This window comes from Ignavibacteriales bacterium (assembly GCA_020635255.1).
Taxonomy (GTDB): domain Bacteria; phylum Bacteroidota; class Ignavibacteria; order Tepidaquicellales; family Tepidaquicellaceae; genus JAEYVS01.
In genome coordinates this window covers 884490-902417 of record JACKAC010000002.1, presented here as the reverse complement: position 1 = coordinate 902417, position 17928 = coordinate 884490, and the positions used below count along the sequence as shown (strand labels likewise).

General features: G+C 38.5%; 15 protein-coding genes and 2 tRNA genes. 1 reads left to right on the top strand and 16 read right to left on the bottom strand.

From position 1 onward, the window contains the following. Positions 1-141 precede the first annotated feature (141 nt). On the top strand, positions 142-1284 hold the full coding sequence (locus tag H6614_11980; GenBank protein MCB9244384.1) for a beta-propeller fold lactonase family protein: 1143 nt from the start codon (positions 142-144) through the stop codon (positions 1282-1284). Positions 1285-1320: 36 nt separating this feature from the next. Here H6614_11980 and H6614_11975 read toward each other — a convergent pair whose 3' ends face one another. From H6614_11975 to rpsG, 16 genes are all read right to left on the bottom strand, one after another. After that, positions 1321-2460: a YcaQ family DNA glycosylase gene (locus H6614_11975; protein MCB9244383.1), complete on the bottom strand. Its 1140-nt coding sequence runs from the start codon at positions 2458-2460 to the stop codon at positions 1321-1323. Between the two features lie 12 nt (positions 2461-2472). Continuing rightward, the gene (locus tag H6614_11970; protein ID MCB9244382.1) at positions 2473-4386 is read right to left on the bottom strand and encodes a choice-of-anchor B family protein; all 1914 of its coding nucleotides are present in this window, start codon (positions 4384-4386) and stop codon (positions 2473-2475) included. Between the two features lie 228 nt (positions 4387-4614). Further along, complete coding sequence (locus tag H6614_11965; GenBank protein MCB9244381.1) at positions 4615-6618, bottom strand: choice-of-anchor B family protein; 2004 nt, start codon at positions 6616-6618, stop codon at positions 4615-4617. Between the two features lie 99 nt (positions 6619-6717). Continuing rightward, complete coding sequence (locus H6614_11960) at positions 6718-9567, bottom strand: hypothetical protein (GenBank protein MCB9244380.1); 2850 nt, start codon at positions 9565-9567, stop codon at positions 6718-6720. 338 nt (positions 9568-9905) lie between these two features. After that, positions 9906-9977 (bottom strand) — tRNA-Arg (locus tag H6614_11955). Positions 9978-10060: 83 nt separating this feature from the next. Further along, positions 10061-10918, bottom strand: coding sequence for an RNA polymerase sigma factor RpoD/SigA (locus tag H6614_11950; GenBank protein ID MCB9244379.1), 858 nt, complete (start codon positions 10916-10918; stop codon positions 10061-10063). Positions 10919-11091: 173 nt separating this feature from the next. Beyond that, positions 11092-11382: a hypothetical protein gene (locus tag H6614_11945; protein MCB9244378.1), complete on the bottom strand. Its 291-nt coding sequence runs from the start codon at positions 11380-11382 to the stop codon at positions 11092-11094. Beyond that, a complete protein-coding gene (locus H6614_11940; protein ID MCB9244377.1) occupies positions 11382-11714 on the bottom strand; it encodes a hypothetical protein in 333 nt (110 codons plus the stop codon). The genes H6614_11945 and H6614_11940 overlap by 1 nt, the downstream gene beginning before the upstream one ends. Before the next feature lie 28 nt (positions 11715-11742). After that, positions 11743-12039 carry a 50S ribosomal protein L23 gene (gene rplW / locus H6614_11935; GenBank protein ID MCB9244376.1) on the bottom strand — a complete coding sequence of 99 codons (297 nt, stop codon included), beginning with the start codon at positions 12037-12039 and terminating at the stop codon, positions 11743-11745. Positions 12040-12045: 6 nt separating this feature from the next. Beyond that, positions 12046-12672: a 50S ribosomal protein L4 gene (gene rplD / locus H6614_11930; protein ID MCB9244375.1), complete on the bottom strand. Its 627-nt coding sequence runs from the start codon at positions 12670-12672 to the stop codon at positions 12046-12048. Between the two features lie 20 nt (positions 12673-12692). After that, positions 12693-13313 carry a 50S ribosomal protein L3 gene (gene rplC / locus H6614_11925; GenBank protein ID MCB9244374.1) on the bottom strand — a complete coding sequence of 207 codons (621 nt, stop codon included), beginning with the start codon at positions 13311-13313 and terminating at the stop codon, positions 12693-12695. A gap of 74 nt (positions 13314-13387) precedes the next feature. Then, positions 13388-13696, bottom strand: coding sequence for a 30S ribosomal protein S10 (gene rpsJ, locus H6614_11920; GenBank protein MCB9244373.1), 309 nt, complete (start codon positions 13694-13696; stop codon positions 13388-13390). Between the two features lie 22 nt (positions 13697-13718). Further along, positions 13719-14930 carry an elongation factor Tu gene (gene tuf / locus H6614_11915; protein MCB9244372.1) on the bottom strand — a complete coding sequence of 404 codons (1212 nt, stop codon included), beginning with the start codon at positions 14928-14930 and terminating at the stop codon, positions 13719-13721. A gap of 97 nt (positions 14931-15027) precedes the next feature. Next, positions 15028-15101, bottom strand: a tRNA-Ile gene (locus tag H6614_11910). Between the two features lie 166 nt (positions 15102-15267). Further along, positions 15268-17370, bottom strand: coding sequence for an elongation factor G (gene fusA, locus H6614_11905; protein MCB9244371.1), 2103 nt, complete (start codon positions 17368-17370; stop codon positions 15268-15270). Between the two features lie 57 nt (positions 17371-17427). After that, entirely contained in the window at positions 17428-17895 is a 468-nt protein-coding gene (gene rpsG / locus H6614_11900) for a 30S ribosomal protein S7 (GenBank protein MCB9244370.1), read from the bottom strand. Positions 17896-17928: the final 33 nt, after the last annotated feature.

The following is a 17928-nucleotide window of genomic DNA, read 5'->3' as shown; positions in this document are numbered from 1 at the left end:
GTAACTTTCATTCTTTTTTAAAATCCCCTTTCATTTACGCTTCACAGTCATTAACTTTTTATATGGGAGCATTGAAACAAATGCTTAGGGATAGAAGGTACTAATAGGGAAAAGAAAACATTAATTTAAAAGGAGAATGAAATGTCACGAACATGCTCTTATGCATTCTTATGCTCATTTCTAATCGCATTTCTTTTTTACGGCTGCGATTCGGATAATGCAGTAACAACAATCCTGGGTACACCCGACGCGGTTTACACCCAATCTAATCAACCCTCAGACAATCAGCTAATGATGTATTCCCGTGCAGGCGACGGCACTCTAACCCTGACAAATACTTATTCCACCGGTGGTACCGGGACAGGAATGGGACTTGGATCACAGGGAGCTCTTACATTCAATAGCGACAGATCAATGATATTCGTCGTAAATGCGGGTTCAAATAGTATCTCCGGATTTGCAGTTTCGGCTACCGGTGTATCGCTGGTTTCAACGACGCCATCGGGAGGAACAATGCCCATCAGCGTAACTGTAAGCGGTGATCTGCTTTATGTTTTAAATGCCGGCGGAAGCGGAAATATCACCGGATTCAGGATAAACTCTGACGGAACCCTGAGCGCAATAGCCAACTCAACGGCTAACCTGAGTAACAACGGTACCGGATCCGCTCCGGGACCTGCAGAGGTACAATTTAACCCTTCAGGTACAGCAATCGTAGTAACCGAAAAAGGTACAAGCAATATATTGTCATATTCCGTTAATAGTAACGGAACAGTAACGGGACCAACGGTGAACTCTGCTATTGGAATGACACCTTTCGGATTTGAGTTCAGAAATGACAACCAGATAATCGTATCCGAAGCATTCGGAGGAGCAGTCGATTCAAGCGCTGTTTCTTCATATTCATTATCCGGTACCAATGTCGGTTTAATTTCGGGTCCAATCTTTACAACAGAGACAGCGGCATGCTGGATCGCAATTACCGAAGACAGACAATACGCTTACACAACAAATACGGGAAGCGGCTCGATCACGGGTTACATTATGAATTCTGCCGGAGTGCTTACATTGCTTAATAGCAATGGTGAAACCGGATCTACGGGAAGCGGAAGTAAACCTATCGACATGGCTTTCAGTTCAGGCTCGAACTACCTTTATACTTTGAATGCAGGTAATAGTACCATAAGTTCGTTCCAGGTGAATGGGAATGGGAGTTTGACAACGATTAATATGACCGAGGAAACAGGTCTTCCAACGGGATCTGCAGGTTTGATCGCAAAATAATATAATTGAACAAGCCCCTTCTATAAGGGGCTTGTTTTAATACTCTACTTTTTCACATCCGGAAAATTTTGCCAGTTCATTAAGCTTTTTATCAAAGAGCGTCTTTATCTTACCATTGATCTTGATCCCCTCTTCCGGAAAGAAATTTATCACTTTAAAAACCCCGGTTTGCCTGTCTGCCTTTGCATCCAACCGTCCAATAAATCTATCTCCATATAATACAGGAAGGCAAAAATACCCGTATTTCCTCTTAGGAGCAGGCACATAGCACTCAATGACGTAGTCAAAGTCAAAGAGCGAGTTCATACGCTTTCTCTGTATGACTAGATTATCGAATGGAGAAAGTATATGAACTGTATTACTTGCTTTAAGCCTCTTGACCAATCTTAGGTTTTTAGAAGTCGAAAAGTACTTCTCAGGTGAATCCTTAATACTAACAGGAACGATCTTTTTTTCTTCAAGTAATTTGTTTATAACAGACTTTGTAGTTTTCTCATGATGCCTGCGCAGATAGGTCATTTCTTTTTGAGAGGTAATACCGTTTGCATTAATAGCTTTAAGGATAAGATGCTCCGATAATTCGGCCTCCTTAGGAAAAGAAATATCAACATTTGATGGCAGTACTCTCTCAGTCAGATCGTAAACCTTTTGAAAATTCTTCCTTGCCCATACCATGAGATCACCGCTATGGAAGAGATATTCGAGGGCATCTTTTGCAGGTTTCCAGTCCCACCATACTCCCCTTTTTGTATCATCTTTGAAATCCCTCGACATCAGCGGACCTTCTGCCTTTATCCTGTCACGGACAAACCTGATCATTTTTTTATTCTTTGAAGTCCACTCTTTATGCCTATTTTTATATGCCCTTTTCCGTGGAAGTGAGTATTTACAATGCTCCATTGGGAGATATGACGCGGCGTGATCCCAGAATTCAAATACTTTTCTGTCCTTATCTATTAAGTCATCTAAAATTTCATTTTTATAACCCGGGAAGCGCGTCCAGAGAACATGCTTATGAGCTCTCTCTACAACAGAGATAGTGTCTATCTGAATGTAGCCCAGCTGTTTTATGATCTTCAGCAGATCCTGCTTTGTTTTAGCCGGATGTGTATTAAGAAGTAATTGCGAAGAAAGAGCGAGGTGTTTTGCCTCGCTCTTTGAAAGTTCTATAGCCAAATTTCAATAAAATTATTTTACTAAAACCATTCTCTTAATATCCGAAAAATCTCCTGCCTGTATACGGTAAAAATATACTCCGCTCGCCAGAAACGAGGCATTGAATTTAAAATCGTAATAGCCTGCTTCATGCTGTTGATCTACCAGTGTGGATACTTCCCTGCCGGTTATGTCGTAAAGCTTGATCGTTACCAAAGCAGACTTAGGAAGTTGGTATTTTATTGTCGTTTCAGGATTAAATGGATTTGGGTAATTATTCTCAAGCCTGAATTCACCCGGGATCTCGGAAGAAGTTAGATTAATGCCAACAGTATTAGTTTTTATGTTCAGTATAAGGCTGTTTCCCGTAACCAGGGAGTCAAACCCATTATAGGCATATGCCCTGCATGTAACCAGAAGAGTATCCCCGTTTAAGCCAAAATCTCTCGCCATCGAATCGAGATAACTTTTAGTAAATGTGATTGAGTTATCATTTCCATTTGAATTACTATTCAGCCAGCGACTAGCCGTTCCACCGAATTTTTGTGCATGGAATTTATATGTAATGCCCGGTGCGGTTGTGGGCAATGTCCAATAGTATGTGACTTTTCCTGTATCTGTTGGAGATGTATATAGTGTCTGGATACCGGATATTGTAAAAGAGTAAGGATGCAAAACAGGAGGAGTTACATTTATATAATCAACCTTTACTATAGAGTCGGAACCAAGTGAATTACCGGCTCTTAATTTCACGGAGTACTGTCCTATTTGTGAAAATATAAAAGACGGATTCTGAAGGTTCGAGTTGAAATTCTGATTTCCTGTAACAGTCCATTCCCAGCTATCCGGTAAACCTGAAGAAAAATCTACAAAACCAAGAGTATCTCCTACTTCAATCGTGGTGGGTATAGCAATAAAATCTGCGTGGGGTATCGTCTGAACCGGGTTTAATACAGGATCTAAGATAAACAGCCCATATTTCCTATCTGATCCTATTATTAGACCGGAGGGAAACATATAAACTCCCCAGCATCCTTCGTAATTTGTATTGTTATTATCGGGGTAAGTATCATACCAGGCTATTTCAACCGGGTTTGCAGGGTTAGAAATATTCAACACCCTAACCCCCGCAGAGTAATGAGCAATAACAGCAAGCGTATCATATATCTCAACATTATGTACTACAGAGTTTGAAAAACCTGCTGGTTTCCATGAGCCGACCGCAATAATATTGTTCAGATCTTCAATATTCCAGATTTTGAGCTTTCCGGGAGGTGACAACGTTTCATCAGTAGTAAAAATGTATTTCCTGTCTGATGTTAATGCACAATTATGAGTGAAAGGACTGGGTAATGTCTGCCAGCTTGTTATCGTCTGCAGGCTGTCTTTATTTGTCGCGTCAATTACCGACAGGTACCCATCACTAATATTAGCAGCCCATATAGTATCATTCAAGGGACGACAATCGTGGACGTATCTCTCGGTCCATTTTCCTCTTAAAATGGGTTGTTCGGGATTCACTGTAAGGTCTAATATAACTGTTCCATTACCAAAATCAGAGTTAGCGCCGTTTAAATAAAGATACGGTCCGGACTGGGAAATGGTATGCGTAGAGCTATGACCCGGAGCAAGATACTTCCCGACATAATGTACGGAATCAGGTAAATATTGAAGATCGACGATCTGTACACCACTCGTATCCGACTCCGAAACTATATACGCATAATGCGAATATGTTTTCATTTCACGCCAGGTATTTCCAAAATCGTTAGGAGCGCCCCCGGTTGGTACAAATCCAACAAAATTACTTATTCTATCTCTTCTTATTTCATAAAAATAAGTTCCATCATACGCGCCCAGGATCGCATACTCCCTCCCATTTGGTGCTACATATCCCCAACAAGCTGAATATGTAAAAGATGGATTAAAACTGATCTGCTTTTTCATATTGACGCTTTGAGAAAAAACCGGATCAGTTACAAAGTGGAATAAAAATAATAATACAATAAATAGTAGTAGTTTGGGTGAGTGTCTCATTTTTTTAAAATTTAATTTTGAGAAAATTAAATTTGGGCTAAGTTATTAAAATGTAAGCGAATATTTTCATTTATACAAATGAAAAAGCACTCGGAAAAGAGTGCTTTTTCATGTAAAATCTTAAATTTATTTTTAGAATTACTTCACCAACATCATTCGCTTTATATCTGTAAAATCTCCTGCCTGTATACGGTAAAAATATACTCCGCTCGCTAGAAACGAGGCATTGAATTTAAAATCGTAATAGCCTGCTTCATGCTGTTGATTTACCAGAGTGGATACTTCCCTGCCGGTTATGTCATAAAGTTTGATCATAACTAGCGCGGATTTTGGAAGTTGATATTTTATTGTTGTCTCAGGATTAAATGGATTCGGGTAATTATTCTCAAGCTTAAATTCACCCGGGATCTCCGAAGAGATCAGATTAATGCCAACGGTATTAGTTTTTATATTCAATATCAGGCTATTTCCGGTGCTCAGCGAGTCAAAACCGTTATACGCATATGCCTTACATGTTACAAGAAGAGAATCACCGTTCAGACCGAAATCTCTGGCTAGCGAATCCAGATAGCTCTTTGTGAATGTAATTGAGGTATCGTTCCCATTACCGTTACTATTTAATAACCTGAATGCCGTTCCACCGAATTTCTGGGCCCTAAATTTATATGTGATATTTGAGCCACTCGAAGACTTCGTCCATTTATAAGTTACCTTGTTTGTATCGGTAGGAGTTGTCAGCACTGTCTGAATGCCAGACAATGTAAATGAAAACGGATGAAGCACTGCCGGAATCACATTAATATAATTTGCCTTTACCAGAGAATCGGTTCCAAACGAATTACTAATCTTTAGCTTAACCGTATACTGCCCAACCTGGGTGAAATGCATTATTGGATTTTGTGCTGTCGAATTAATAGTTTGATTTCCCGTCGCGGTCCATTGCCAGCTGTCCGGGACTCCAGTGGAGACATCGTAAAACTTCACACTGTCACCAACTTCTACTGTTGTCGGAGTTCCAATGAAATCTGCAACAGGTATTGTCGGTGTAGGATTTAGATCCGGACGTAAAACAAATAATCCGTACTTCTCATCCGATGCTATAATGAGCTTGGACGGAAACATATACACGGCCCAGTTTCCGTCGTAGTCGGTGACATTATTATCCGGAAATGTATCGTACCATGCTATTTCGACCGGATTAGTAGGATTTGAGATGTTCAGCACCCTCACTCCCGCAGTATAGTGCGCGACCACTGCTAATGTATCATATATCTCGACATTATGCACGATTGCCGTCTCAAATCCAGGCGGTGCCCATGTATTCTGCAAAGTAATGTTGTTTAGGTCCTGTACATCCCATACTTTTAATCGACCGGGATGTGTATTCTCATCTGTCACATACGCATACTTTCTATCCGGTGTCAGAGCGATATTATGCGGTGAAGGGAAAGGCAGGTTCTGCCATTGCGTTATCGTTCTAAGGCTGTCTTTATTCGTCGCATCTATCACTGTCACAAATGGATCCGATATATTACATGCCCATATAGTATCATTCACTACTCTGCAATCATGCACATAAAGATCATTCCATTTACCCCTTACAACAGGCTGTTCGGGATTAGTAAGATCCATTATCACGGTACCGTGCCCAAAACTAGAATTTGCACCGTTCAAATAAAGATAATGTCCCGATTGTGATATAGAGTGTGTTGAACTGTGCCCGGGCGCTAGGAATTTCTTCACATAATGCACCGAATCCGGTAGGTACTGCAGATCGACTATCTGTACACCACTCGTATCCGCTTCTGAAACAATATATGCATAATGCGAATACGTTTTCATTTCACGCCAGTAATTTCCAAAATCACCCGGATTTGCTCCTGTCGGCACAAAGCCCACAAAACGTGATGTTGTATCGTTCCTTATCTCATAAAAGTAAGTTCCGGTATTAGCTCCTAATATAGCATATTCTTTATTGTCCGGCGCAACGTATCCCCAAAGAGCAGAATAAACCCATTCCTGGAGAGAGGGGTTCGCCGGGTTGAACTTATTCAAAAGTGTCATATTACGTCCCTGGGAAAATACAATCATCGGAGTGAAAAGAAGAGTGATCAAGAGAAAATTCCTGTACCAGTATCTCATTTTATAAATTTGTCGATTAACATAATTTTAAAAAAGTAATTTATTATACAATTTTAGAACATGTAAAAACATTCAAAATAAATTGAATAAGAATCATGATCAACGGTAAAAATATAAATCTTTTTCGAAAAAACTTTTTGGATTATACATTTTAGGCCATTTAAAACTATACACTGGTAAAAACCCCCAGATCAATTTCTTCTTTTTTAATATTTCAACATTTTCACTTTCCAAAACAATCAATTTTTCTTGATCTGAAGACACAACTATATTTTGGATATCTGACTTAACGCGTTCACTTGTTAGAGGCTCATAAATTTTTCCAAAATTAATTTCATTATTAGAGTATGTAAAAAGGTATTCACTACTTTCATCCCAATAAATTCTAATATTTGAATTTCTCGGATAATACGCAATATAATCATCTAAATTTACTGATGAATCTACTTGCCAACAATAGACTCGGCCTGATTCATTGTTACTTGCAATATAGTGATTATTTGGACTAAAACTAAATAAGTATTCAGACCAGAAGTTTGGTTTCCTACTAGAATGCTTATAATATAAGACCTTTTTCTTCTGCAGATCATAGTAAAAGATATTAATTCCATCTGTATTCAGAATAAATGAATTACAGTCGTTACTGATTGAAATTTCAAATGGAAAAAAAGATTCAAGTGTAAATGGAGGAATTCGAAATCCTTCATTTGTTTCAGTAGAAAAAATATTTAGGGAATAACGATAAGAATAATCTTTATTGTCTGTGGAAAATAATAGATATTTAGAATCCGGTGTGAATGCGACCGAGTAAGCTATATGACCACCACTGCTTCCAAAAATATTTTTTTCTTTCTCTTTTATTTTTGCATTTTTCTCTAAAGTAAAAAATGGAACAATATCATAATAAATTGGTTCCAATAATTGCGAGAATTTAAAAAAATACATATCTAATTTTCTAATTAAAACAATATATTCTCCATTTGGACTTACAAAAGGGGTAATACTATTCCCTTCATCTAAATAAAAATCCGAATGCTTAAATTCAAAAATTCTAAAATATAAGTTGTTTAAATCAAAAATAAATAATCTTTGATATTTACGATCAAAATCAAAGTCATGTATAAATAAATATCTAGAATTCTCACTAAACAATAGGCGACGTGTGTTCCAAGAGGATTTAAACAAGCTAATTTTTTTTACTAACTTCATTGAATCAAGATTATACAAATAAAATTGTCCATCACTTGTAATCATCGATAACCATGATTCATCTGGGCTAAACTCTACTCTGGAAACACTATAATCACTAATTCCATTATTAGAATACAATCCGGTTCCATAATTTGTTGGAAAACTATCTAAATAACTATTAGAAATTTCTTGGGCTCCTACATTATACAAATAAGATTTAGAAGAATCACTCAAAAAAAACCATGAAGCATTTCTACTAGGAAAATAGGATTCAAATGTAATATTGGGTTCATCGATAACGCTTAAGTTTTTTAAATTCCAAACTTTTAAATTTCTGCTATCATTAATACTAATTCCAAGATGATCTTTATAGTTGACAAACCAATTACTATACTCTATATCAATACAATCTTGTGAGATTAGGATATCTTTAGGCGGGAAAATAAAGATAAGAGAAAGAATAAATATAACTAGTAGTAATATAGTCCTTATAATATAAAGATTTAAGCTCTTCTTTAATAATTTACGTATATTTAATTCAGATATTAAATTTTTTGACGCAAATTTTTTTATGAAGAAGTATTTCTTTAAGGGAATTCGAAATTTAGTATATACACGGCTATTCTCTAGATATTTAAATAACAACTTATTTGCCAGTTCTTCATTTGTTTCTATATCAACTGTAGCTTTTTTTATAGCAGGTACAATATAATCGTGAGCTAAATTTATTTTATTTCCTTTCTCATAAACAATTATATACTCTTTAAAACACTTTTCAATAACCTTGTAAAATATTTCCTCAAACTGTTTACCATCATCAACTAATAATTTTTTATCGTATTTAACAATTGTTTCTTTTGTTTCCTTTAAAAGACGGATAATTGTTTCACCTTCAGATTTCTTAGCATCATTTTCAATAGAACATAAATTTCTTAAGAAAAATCGGCAAATATCCTTTTCTAGTGATTGGTTCGTAGTTACTGTTATATTGATTATGTAATCTTTTATAAAATTACTAAGTATTGTTGATGCTCTTCCCGCTGTTTTATATAGATGTAAATCCAAAATTTGGTTTTGATCTAAAATTTGTCCAACGATTTGTATTTCGACAGGACTTATTAGACCATTATTTGACAAATCACTTATAACCTCTTTGCATAAGGATTCAGAAATATTTAGTTTGTCCTTCCTTACCATTTTTAAGAAAATTTCAGATGCAGTTTGCGAATCCCATTTTTTTAATCTCATACTGAACCGGTGATCAGTAGGTTGCTCAATTTTAGGAGCGAATTCTTGCAAATCATCAACAAAATCTTTTCTTATTGATATAAAAATTGAAATATCTGTCCCGGCATCCAACACCAAACTTGATAACTCTTCAATTATCATGCTTCTTTTACTAAAGGATTTTACAGATACAAAAAATTCTTCAAATTGATCTAGAATAAAAATTACCTTCTTAGTCTTATAGTTCTTAATCAAATATGTTTTAATATCCTCTCTATGCTTAGTGTCTTTAAAAAGAACATCTTCAATTGCATTTATTGGGTTACTTTTAACTGAAGAAATATAAAAGATTAGTTTATTAGCTGATGCAAAATTAGACATTACACCGGCTCTAATTAATGAGGTTTTTCCAACTCCAGCTTCGCCGCTTAAATAGCCGAACTTGAAGTTATCAGCATCTATGATAGAATTGATTTTTAATACATCCGAATTCCTACCAAAAAGTTGTTCACCTTGTTCAAAAGGTTTCAAACCCCTTATATAGGATTTAGAATGTACCCTTAAAGAATCAAAATTAGAACTGTACTTTTTTCTTTTCCTATTTTTATAATAATTTACAAGTAAAAAAATTGATGCAATTATAGTTAATGAAATTCCTATTATAAATATCAAAATATCAGAAAACACCAGGGATAAAAGAGTAATTAAAAAACTAATGATAATAATTATTCCATTAAATTTTTTTAACAACTTAATAAGTGACATATACCCTTTAATAATTAATTTTACTGTGTTATTACTTTAATTTAATATTTTTTTATTTTAAAATAATTATAAAAAAAAGCACTCAAGAAATGAGTGCTTTTTTGTACCCCCGAGAGGATTCGAACCTCTAAATGCAGATCCGTAGTCTGCCGGTTTATCCATTAGCCTACGGGGGCAAAAAATATGAAATTAACCAGTATTTATAAAAAATGCAGTCCGTTTTCACAGACTGCATTTACCAGATAAGTAATGCCTGTTACTATTGCCCTAAATAGGCTTTCAATGCTTTGCTTCTAGATGCCTGTCTTAATCTTCTTATCGCTTTTTCTTTGATCTGTCTCACACGCTCTCTTGTCAGTTTATACTTGTCACCAATTTCTTCCAATGTTAGCGGATTTTCCTTTTCCAATCCGTAATACAATTTTACAACTTCCTTTTCTCTTTGTGAAAGCGTATCGAGCGCTCTCTCGATCTCGATCCTCAACGAATCATTCATGAGGTCCGTATCGGGAAGTTTCTCATTCTGGTTAGGCATTATATCAATAAGCTTTGTATCTTCACCGTGAATGCTCGGAGCATCCATTGATACGTGACCGCCGGAATTTTTCAATGTTTCCTGAACTTCATAAACACTCATATCCAATTCTTCCGCTATTTCAAGAACGTTAGGTGTTCTTTCGTTGTTTTGCTCGAGCTCACTGATAGTCTTTGATATCTTACTCTTTTGCTGTACGATATTAAGAGGAAGTCTTACAACCCTCGACTGCTCTGCGAGAGCCTGAAGTATTGACTGCCTGATCCACCATACCGCGTAAGAAATGAATTTGAATCCCCTGGTTTCATCGAACTTCTTTGCCGCTTTAATAAGGCCTAAATTGCCTTCATTGATAAGGTCATTGAGAGATAATCCCTGGTTTTGATATTGCTTTGCAACACTTACGACAAACCTGAGGTTTGCTCGTACCAGTTTATCCAGAGCTTTTTTATCCCCTTTCTTGATCGCCTTTGCGCATTCTATCTCTTCTTCAACAGTTAAAGGAGTCGTCTTACTGATCTCCTTTAGATAAATATCCGTTGATTGGTTTTCTCTGCTTGTATACTGTTTACCTAGTTTCATATGTTATTAAGCTTTTAAAATTTTTTCCGGAGAATTGTACTTTAAAACTGCTTCTTTACTTACCATCTTTACCCGAAATTTCTTCAAAATATCACCGTATCTACTACTATTTAACGAAAAAATCGGCAGCTTAGTTTCCGAGCATACTGCTACTATTACGGCATCCCTATAGCTTAGGTTAGGGCTTTTTTTTTAATCTCTCTAAGAACATCGGCTATTTTTATCGAGTATCTGTATGGGATTCCCAGAACCGATATCCCATAAAATGCTTTTACTGCTCTATTAGAAGTTCTTTTGTCAGGACAAGCGGCTAGAACTTCCGAAACATTAAAAACCGATGTGTATGAACTGAAAAGACCGATCGTTTTTACTAATATAGATTCCGCTGAGGTACCTTTTGGTTTAAATGTCAAATGGTCTGTAAAAACATCCGTATCTATAAATAGTTCGTAACGGTCTTTCATCACATTTTGCTGATTGATAAAACCTTCTTCGAAAAATCCTTTACTTTTATAGAACCCTGTGACTTATGGAGTATCCGTATCGCCTCGGGAGAAGTGTTCTGAATGCGGGCGGCTTTGTCAATATTACTCTCTTCAGTATTTAGAACAGTTTCTCTCCTGCTCTCTGAAAAAAATTTAGGATAAAGAACCAGATTAATATCTATACCTGCTTCCTTATCCCTTTGCGATACCCCCTTTTGTACCTTTTTGTAATATTCTCTTAAGACGGACTTACTTGTTTTAAGGTTTCCGTCAGATGTCAGACGCGAATCCAACTTGAGAGTATTTTTCAATAGAAATTACTTTGTTATGCCCGGGTTATTATACCTCAGCTGTAAAGAAATCTATACTGTCGTCCTCGTGAAGTTTAACTACCGCTTTCTTCCTGTCTGCCCTAAATCCTTCAAACCTTCCTGCGCGTGTGAACTGCGATTTCTTTTTCCCTTTCATCACCATAGTCTTAACGTCTTCTACGCGTACGTTAAACTTTTTCTCGACCGCCTTTGCAATCTCGATCTTATTGGCATCTTTTGCTACTTCAAAAGAGTATTGGTTATTCATCTCCTGAAGCATTGTATTTTTTTCCGTTACAAGCGGTCTTATTAAAACTGTTTTCATTTTTGCTTATGATAAACTTTTACACAAATTTTCAATTGCAGACTTTTGAAGCAGTATCATACCGTTATTGAGAAGCTGGTATGTTGCTACTTTGTCCGATATCTGTACGTCCAGTTTAGGAATGTTCCTTCCTGATTTATATAAATTCTCGTTCTTCTCAGGTAATATAAGCAGAATCTTTTTATCACTGATCTTGAGAAGTGAAAGGATACCGAAAAGGTCCTTTGTCTTTGGAGCTTCAAACGTAAAGTCCTCTACTATCATTATCTCGTTCTCTTTTGCCTTAAGGCTGAGAGCGCTCTTCCTTGCAAGCCTTGCCGCCTTCTTTGGAAGAGATAATCTGTATTTGTGAGGTCTTGGTCCGAATATAGTACCACCACCCTTCATTAGAGGTGACCTGCTTGTTCCCTGTCTGGCCCTACCTGTTCCTTTTTGTCTGAAAGGTTTCTTACCGCCTCCTCTTACTTCTGATCTTTCCTTGGTTTTATGTGTACCCTGTCTCTGGTTGGAAAGATACACTCTTACTGCCTGGTAAAGCAGATGCTCGTTCGGCTCTACTCCAAATACCTCATCCGGCAGATCAACTGTCTCATCAGACTTCTTGCCGTCTATCTTATATACGTTTAATTTCATAAGCTATATGCCTCTCAGATTTAATTTTTGTAGATTTCAACAACGCTGGACTTCACGCCGGGTACCGGACCGCTCAATAGGATCAAATTAGAATCCTCGATCACCTTTACAACCTTTAGGTTTCTTACGGTCTTCTGAACTCCGCCCATTCTTCCTGCCATCTTCATTCCTTTGAAAACCCTTGAAGGATATGAACTCTGACCAATAGAACCCGGAGCTCTTAATCTGTCGCTCTGTCCGTGTGTCTTTACTCCACCGCCAAAACCGTGCCTCTTTACAACACCCTGGAAGCCCTTTGCCTTGGAGGTTCCGGTTACTTTTACATTATCACCTTCCTTAAACATACTAACCTTTATTTCATCACCTTCTTTCAGATCTCCAACCGGGTAGTCTCTTATTTCCTTTACTATGCTCGGTGCGTCGATCTTCAGCTTTTTATATACGCTCTTTTGAGGATTCTTTACCCTCTTTTCCTTCTTTTTACCGTAACCAACCTGTACGGCAGTATAGCCGTCCTTTTCGGCGGTCTTTATTTGTGTTACGACACATGGTCCTGCCTCAACTACAGTACAGGATATAACATCACCCTCAGGAGTGAAGTATGTCGTCATTCCTAATTTTTTTCCAAGAATTCCAATCATTATTTGGTCGCTCTTTATATTTTGTGAACTCAAGTATAAAACAAAAAGGTACAACCCGGGCTTACGCCCGGGAGTTATACCTTGATTTCTATATCTACTCCGCCGGGAGGATCGAGCTTTGTTAAAGCATCGATTGTCTTATTGGAAGAATTCAGAATATCAATAAGCCTCTTGTGAGACCTTGTTTCGAATTGCTCCCTCGACTTCTTATCAACGTGCGGTGATCTGAGCACGGTATATACGTTCTTCCTTGTAGGAAGAGGTATCGGACCGCTTACCACTGCGCCGGTCGATTTGATAGTCTTTATAATCCTCTCGGTCCATTTATCAAGTAATGTATGATCGTAGGACTTGAGTTTTATTCTGATTTTTTGTGAAGCCAAAGTACGCCTTAATTAAGTGTTATTATTCAATGATTTTTGTAACGATACCTGCTCCAACAGTTCTTCCGCCTTCCCTGATAGCGAACTTTAATCCGTCTTCCATCGCTATAGGTGCAATAAGCTCAACATTGATCTGCTCAACGTTATCGCCTGGCATAACCATCTGTACGTTTTCAGGCAGAGTAATAACACCTGTCACGTCAGTAGTTCTGAAATAAAACTGTGGTCTGTAGTTATTTGTAAACGGCGTATGTCTTCCACCTTCTTCCTTTGACAGGATATAAACCTGTGCCTGGAATTTCTTATGAGGAGTAATGGAACCCGGTTTTGCAAGAACCATACCTCTCTCGATTTCATTCTTATCAACACCTCTGAGAAGAAGTCCGCAGTTATAACCTGCTACTGCTTCATCGAGTTCTTTGTTGAACATTTCCGCACCTGTAACTACAGTCTTTTTGTTTTGTCCTAAACCGATAAGCTCAACTTCCTCACCGACTTTGACTTTTCCTCTTTCAATTCTACCTGTTGCCACTGTACCTCTACCTGTGATAGAGAATACGTCTTCAACTGACATAAGGAAGTTTTTGTCAACTTCTCTTGTTGGCTCAGGAATATAATCATCAACTGCATCCATAAGCTCATAGATCGGCTTGAACCTTTCGTCATCGGCTGGAGCACTTTCATCTACTGCAGCTTCCATAGCCTTTAATGCACTTCCTTTGATCACCGGAATTTCATCTCCAGGGAATCCGTAGCTTGTTAAGAGCTCTCTAACTTCCATTTCAACAAGCTCAAGAAGTTCAGGGTCTGCTGCATCCACTTTGTTCAGGAATACAACGATTTTCGGAACACCTACCTGCCTAGCAAGAAGGATGTGCTCTCTTGTTTGCGGCATAGGACCGTCAGTTGCAGCTACTACGAGAATAGCACCGTCCATCTGCGCAGCACCTGTGATCATGTTCTTCACATAGTCAGCGTGACCCGGACAGTCAACGTGCGCATAGTGTCTCTTATCTGTTTCATATTCAACGTGTGCAGTTGCAATGGTAATACCTCTCGCCTTTTCTTCAGGAGCTTTATCGATATCATCAAATTTCATTACCTTTTTGTTAAGCCCCTTTTTTGCCAGTGCCATATTGATAGCGGCTGTCAAAGTCGTCTTTCCATGGTCAACGTGTCCTATCGTACCAATATTTACGTGCGGCTTCGAAACATCATATTTTTCTTTTGCCATTAATTAGATCTCCTTAATGTTTTTGGATTACTTTTTTATTTTTTTAAATCTTTGTTTTTATTATTTGGTCATTACTTCCCGACCCACTAAAAACTTGTGGGTCAGGGAGGACTCGAACCTCCCACCTCGTGCTTATAAGGCACGCGCTCTAACCGCCTGAGCTACTGACCCAGGATGGAAAATCCTTTTCGCGGCTCTTTGTGCCATGTGGCGCAAAGCCACAAAAAGAATTTTTATAGAGCGTTTCTCGTGTCTGATTGACGAGATTTCCTTGCCTCCGTGTTACCTTTGGCTAAACTTTTGGAACTGACCCTTAACTTTTAAAGAACTGTCTATATTAAGCCGTAACTGCTTCTTTCTTTCCTTTGTACTTCTCAATGATCTGCTCGGATACACTCTTCGGTGTCTCATCATAATGGGAGAACTGCATGCTGTACATTGCTCTTCCCTGTGACATAGACCTTAATTCCGTCGCGTAACCAAACATCTCTGAAAGCGGTACCAGCGCCTTGATGACCTGCGCATCGCTTCTTTGTGACATACCTTCGACTCGTCCTCTTCTCGAACTCAAATCACCCATAACATCACCCATGTATTCTTCCGGCGTTACCACTTCGACTTCCATGATAGGCTCAAGAAGTACCGGGTTTGCTTTTAAAGCTCCTGCTTTGAAAGCCATCGAACCGGCGATCTTAAACGCCATTTCCGATGAGTCAACATCGTGGTATGAACCGTCGTATAATTTCACCTTAATGTCCTCTACAGGATAACCTGCAAGCACACCGTTCTTCATTGCTTCCTGAATACCCTGTGAAACAGGCTGTATATATTCTCTCGGAATAGATCCGCCGACAATAGCGTCTTCGAATATATATCCTTTTCCTTTTTCATTCGGCTCGAGCTCGATCCACACGTGTCCAAACTGCCCTCTACCTCCGGACTGTCTGACGAATTTGCCTTCTTGCTGAACTTTGCCCCTGATAGTCTCTTTATAAGCTACCTGCGGACGCCCAACATTTGCCTCTACTTTAAATTCCCTCTTTAACCTGTCTACAATGATCTCGAGGTGAAGTTCACCCATACCTGCTATTAGTGTCTGTCCTGTCTCTTCATCCGTGCTTACTCTAAACGTCGGATCCTCATCGGAAAGTTTCGCAAGAGACTCACCAAGCTTATCAGAATCTGCTTTCGTCTTAGGTTCGATCGCGATCTGGATAACCGGTTCCGGGAAGGATATCTTTTCGAGAATGATCGGATCTGACTCATCACATAGAGTATCACCAGTTCTCGTATGTTTCAATCCTACCGCGGATGCGATATCACCGCAGTAAACTTCCTTGATCTCTTCCCTGTGATTAGCGTGCATCTGGAGAAGCCTTCCGAACCTTTCCTTCTTTTCGGAAACGGAATTATAAACATAGCTTCCGGCTGCCGCCTTACCTGAATAAACCCTAAAGAATGTAAGCCTTCCTACAAACGGGTCGGTCATTATCTTAAATGCAAGCGCCGTGAACTTTTCATTTTCATTTATCTTTCTGACAATATGGTCATCCGTGTGAGCATGGTGTCCCTCTATCTCGCCGATATCGTTCGGTGAAGGAAGAAGTTCTACTACCTTATCAAGCATGCTCTGTACACCCTTATTCTTAAATGCGGATCCACACATTACAGGAATAATCTTCACCTGTATTGTTGCTTCCCTCAATACATTTTTAATTTCGTCTTCGGTTATCTCCTGCCCTTCGAGGAATTTTTCGAGGAGCGTATCATCTATATCGGATACTGCCTCGAGCAGATTTTGCCTGTATTCGTTAGCTTTGTCTATTAATGAATCCGGAATATCGACGTCTTCATAAGTAGCACCCAGTGTCTCATCATTATACATCCTTGCCTTCATCCTGATCAGGTCGATAATACCTGCGAACATGTCGCCTTGACCAACCGGAATCTGGATCGGCACTGCATTGGCTTTGAGCCTGTCCTTCATCATCTGCACAACATGATAAAAATCAGCGCCTGTCCTGTCCATCTTATTTACAAATGCAAGTCTAGGCACATTATACTTATCTGCCTGTCTCCAAACTGTTTCCGACTGGGGTTCTACACCGCCTACTGAACAGAATAATGCTACCGCGCCGTCGAGAACTCTAAGTGACCTCTCAACCTCAGCAGTGAAATCTACGTGTCCGGGTGTATCAATAATGTTTATCCTATGACCTTCCCACTCACATGTTGTTGCCGCTGAAGTAATGGTAATACCTCTTTCCTTTTCCTGTTCCATCCAGTCCATAGTAGCACCGCCTTCGTGTACTTCACCCATTCTATGAAGCCTACCTGTATAGTAAAGTATCCTTTCAGTCGTAGTCGTCTTACCGGCATCGATGTGAGCCATGATACCGATGTTTCTTATTTTATCTAATGGAGTATTCCTGTCTGCCATCTAGTTTTATTTCCTGTCGTGTTTAATCGTTTGTAAAAATCTTATACCGATATCTATTTACCATTTGTAATGTGCAAATGCCTTGTTGGCTTCTGCCATTCTATGTGTATCTTCTTTTTTCTTAACTGAGTTTCCTTCTCCGACCGAAGCCGCCATAAGTTCGTTAGCAAGCCTTAAAGCCATCGACTTCTCGCCTCTTTGCTTTGAATATGTCAAAAGCCACTTGATAGCAAGAGCAACCCTTCTGTCAGGTCTTACTTCCGAAGGGATCTGGTAGTTAGATCCTCCGACCCTTCTTGACCTTACCTCGATGCTCGGCTGAACATTATTTATTGCCTGCTTGAATGTATCCAGCGGACTCGATTTGGTTTTCTTTTCGATAATGTCGAATGCATCATACATGATCTTCTGAGCCTTCATTCTCTTACCGTCTATCATTATACTGTTTACAAACCTCGATACCATTGTGTCATGATATCTCGGGTCTGGGTTTCTTCTTCTTCTTTCCGGTCTTCTTCTTCTCATTAAGTTTTAAATAGATTAAAAATCTTTTTGTTT

Bases quoted from the DNA above. Each gene is read 5' to 3' on its own strand.
- H6614_11980 (MCB9244384.1), top strand. From the start codon at position 142: ATGTCACGAACATGCTCTTATGCATTCTTATGCTCATTTCTAATCGCA.
- H6614_11970 (MCB9244382.1), bottom strand. From the start codon at position 4,386: ATGAAAAAGCAGATCAGTTTTAATCCATCTTTTACATATTCAGCTTGT.
- H6614_11965 (MCB9244381.1), bottom strand. From the start codon at position 6,618: ATGAGATACTGGTACAGGAATTTTCTCTTGATCACTCTTCTTTTCACT.
- H6614_11950 (MCB9244379.1), bottom strand. From the start codon at position 10,918: ATGAAACTAGGTAAACAGTATACAAGCAGAGAAAACCAATCAACGGAT.
- H6614_11945 (MCB9244378.1), bottom strand. From the start codon at position 11,382: ATGAAAGACCGTTACGAACTATTTATAGATACGGATGTTTTTACAGAC.
- rplW (MCB9244376.1), bottom strand. From the start codon at position 12,039: ATGAAAACAGTTTTAATAAGACCGCTTGTAACGGAAAAAAATACAATG.
- rplD (MCB9244375.1), bottom strand. From the start codon at position 12,672: ATGAAATTAAACGTATATAAGATAGACGGCAAGAAGTCTGATGAGACA.
- rplC (MCB9244374.1), bottom strand. From the start codon at position 13,313: ATGATTGGAATTCTTGGAAAAAAATTAGGAATGACGACATACTTCACT.
- tuf (MCB9244372.1), bottom strand. From the start codon at position 14,930: ATGGCAAAAGAAAAATATGATGTTTCGAAGCCGCACGTAAATATTGGT.
- fusA (MCB9244371.1), bottom strand. From the start codon at position 17,370: ATGGCAGACAGGAATACTCCATTAGATAAAATAAGAAACATCGGTATC.
- rpsG (MCB9244370.1), bottom strand. From the start codon at position 17,895: ATGAGAAGAAGAAGACCGGAAAGAAGAAGAAGAAACCCAGACCCGAGA.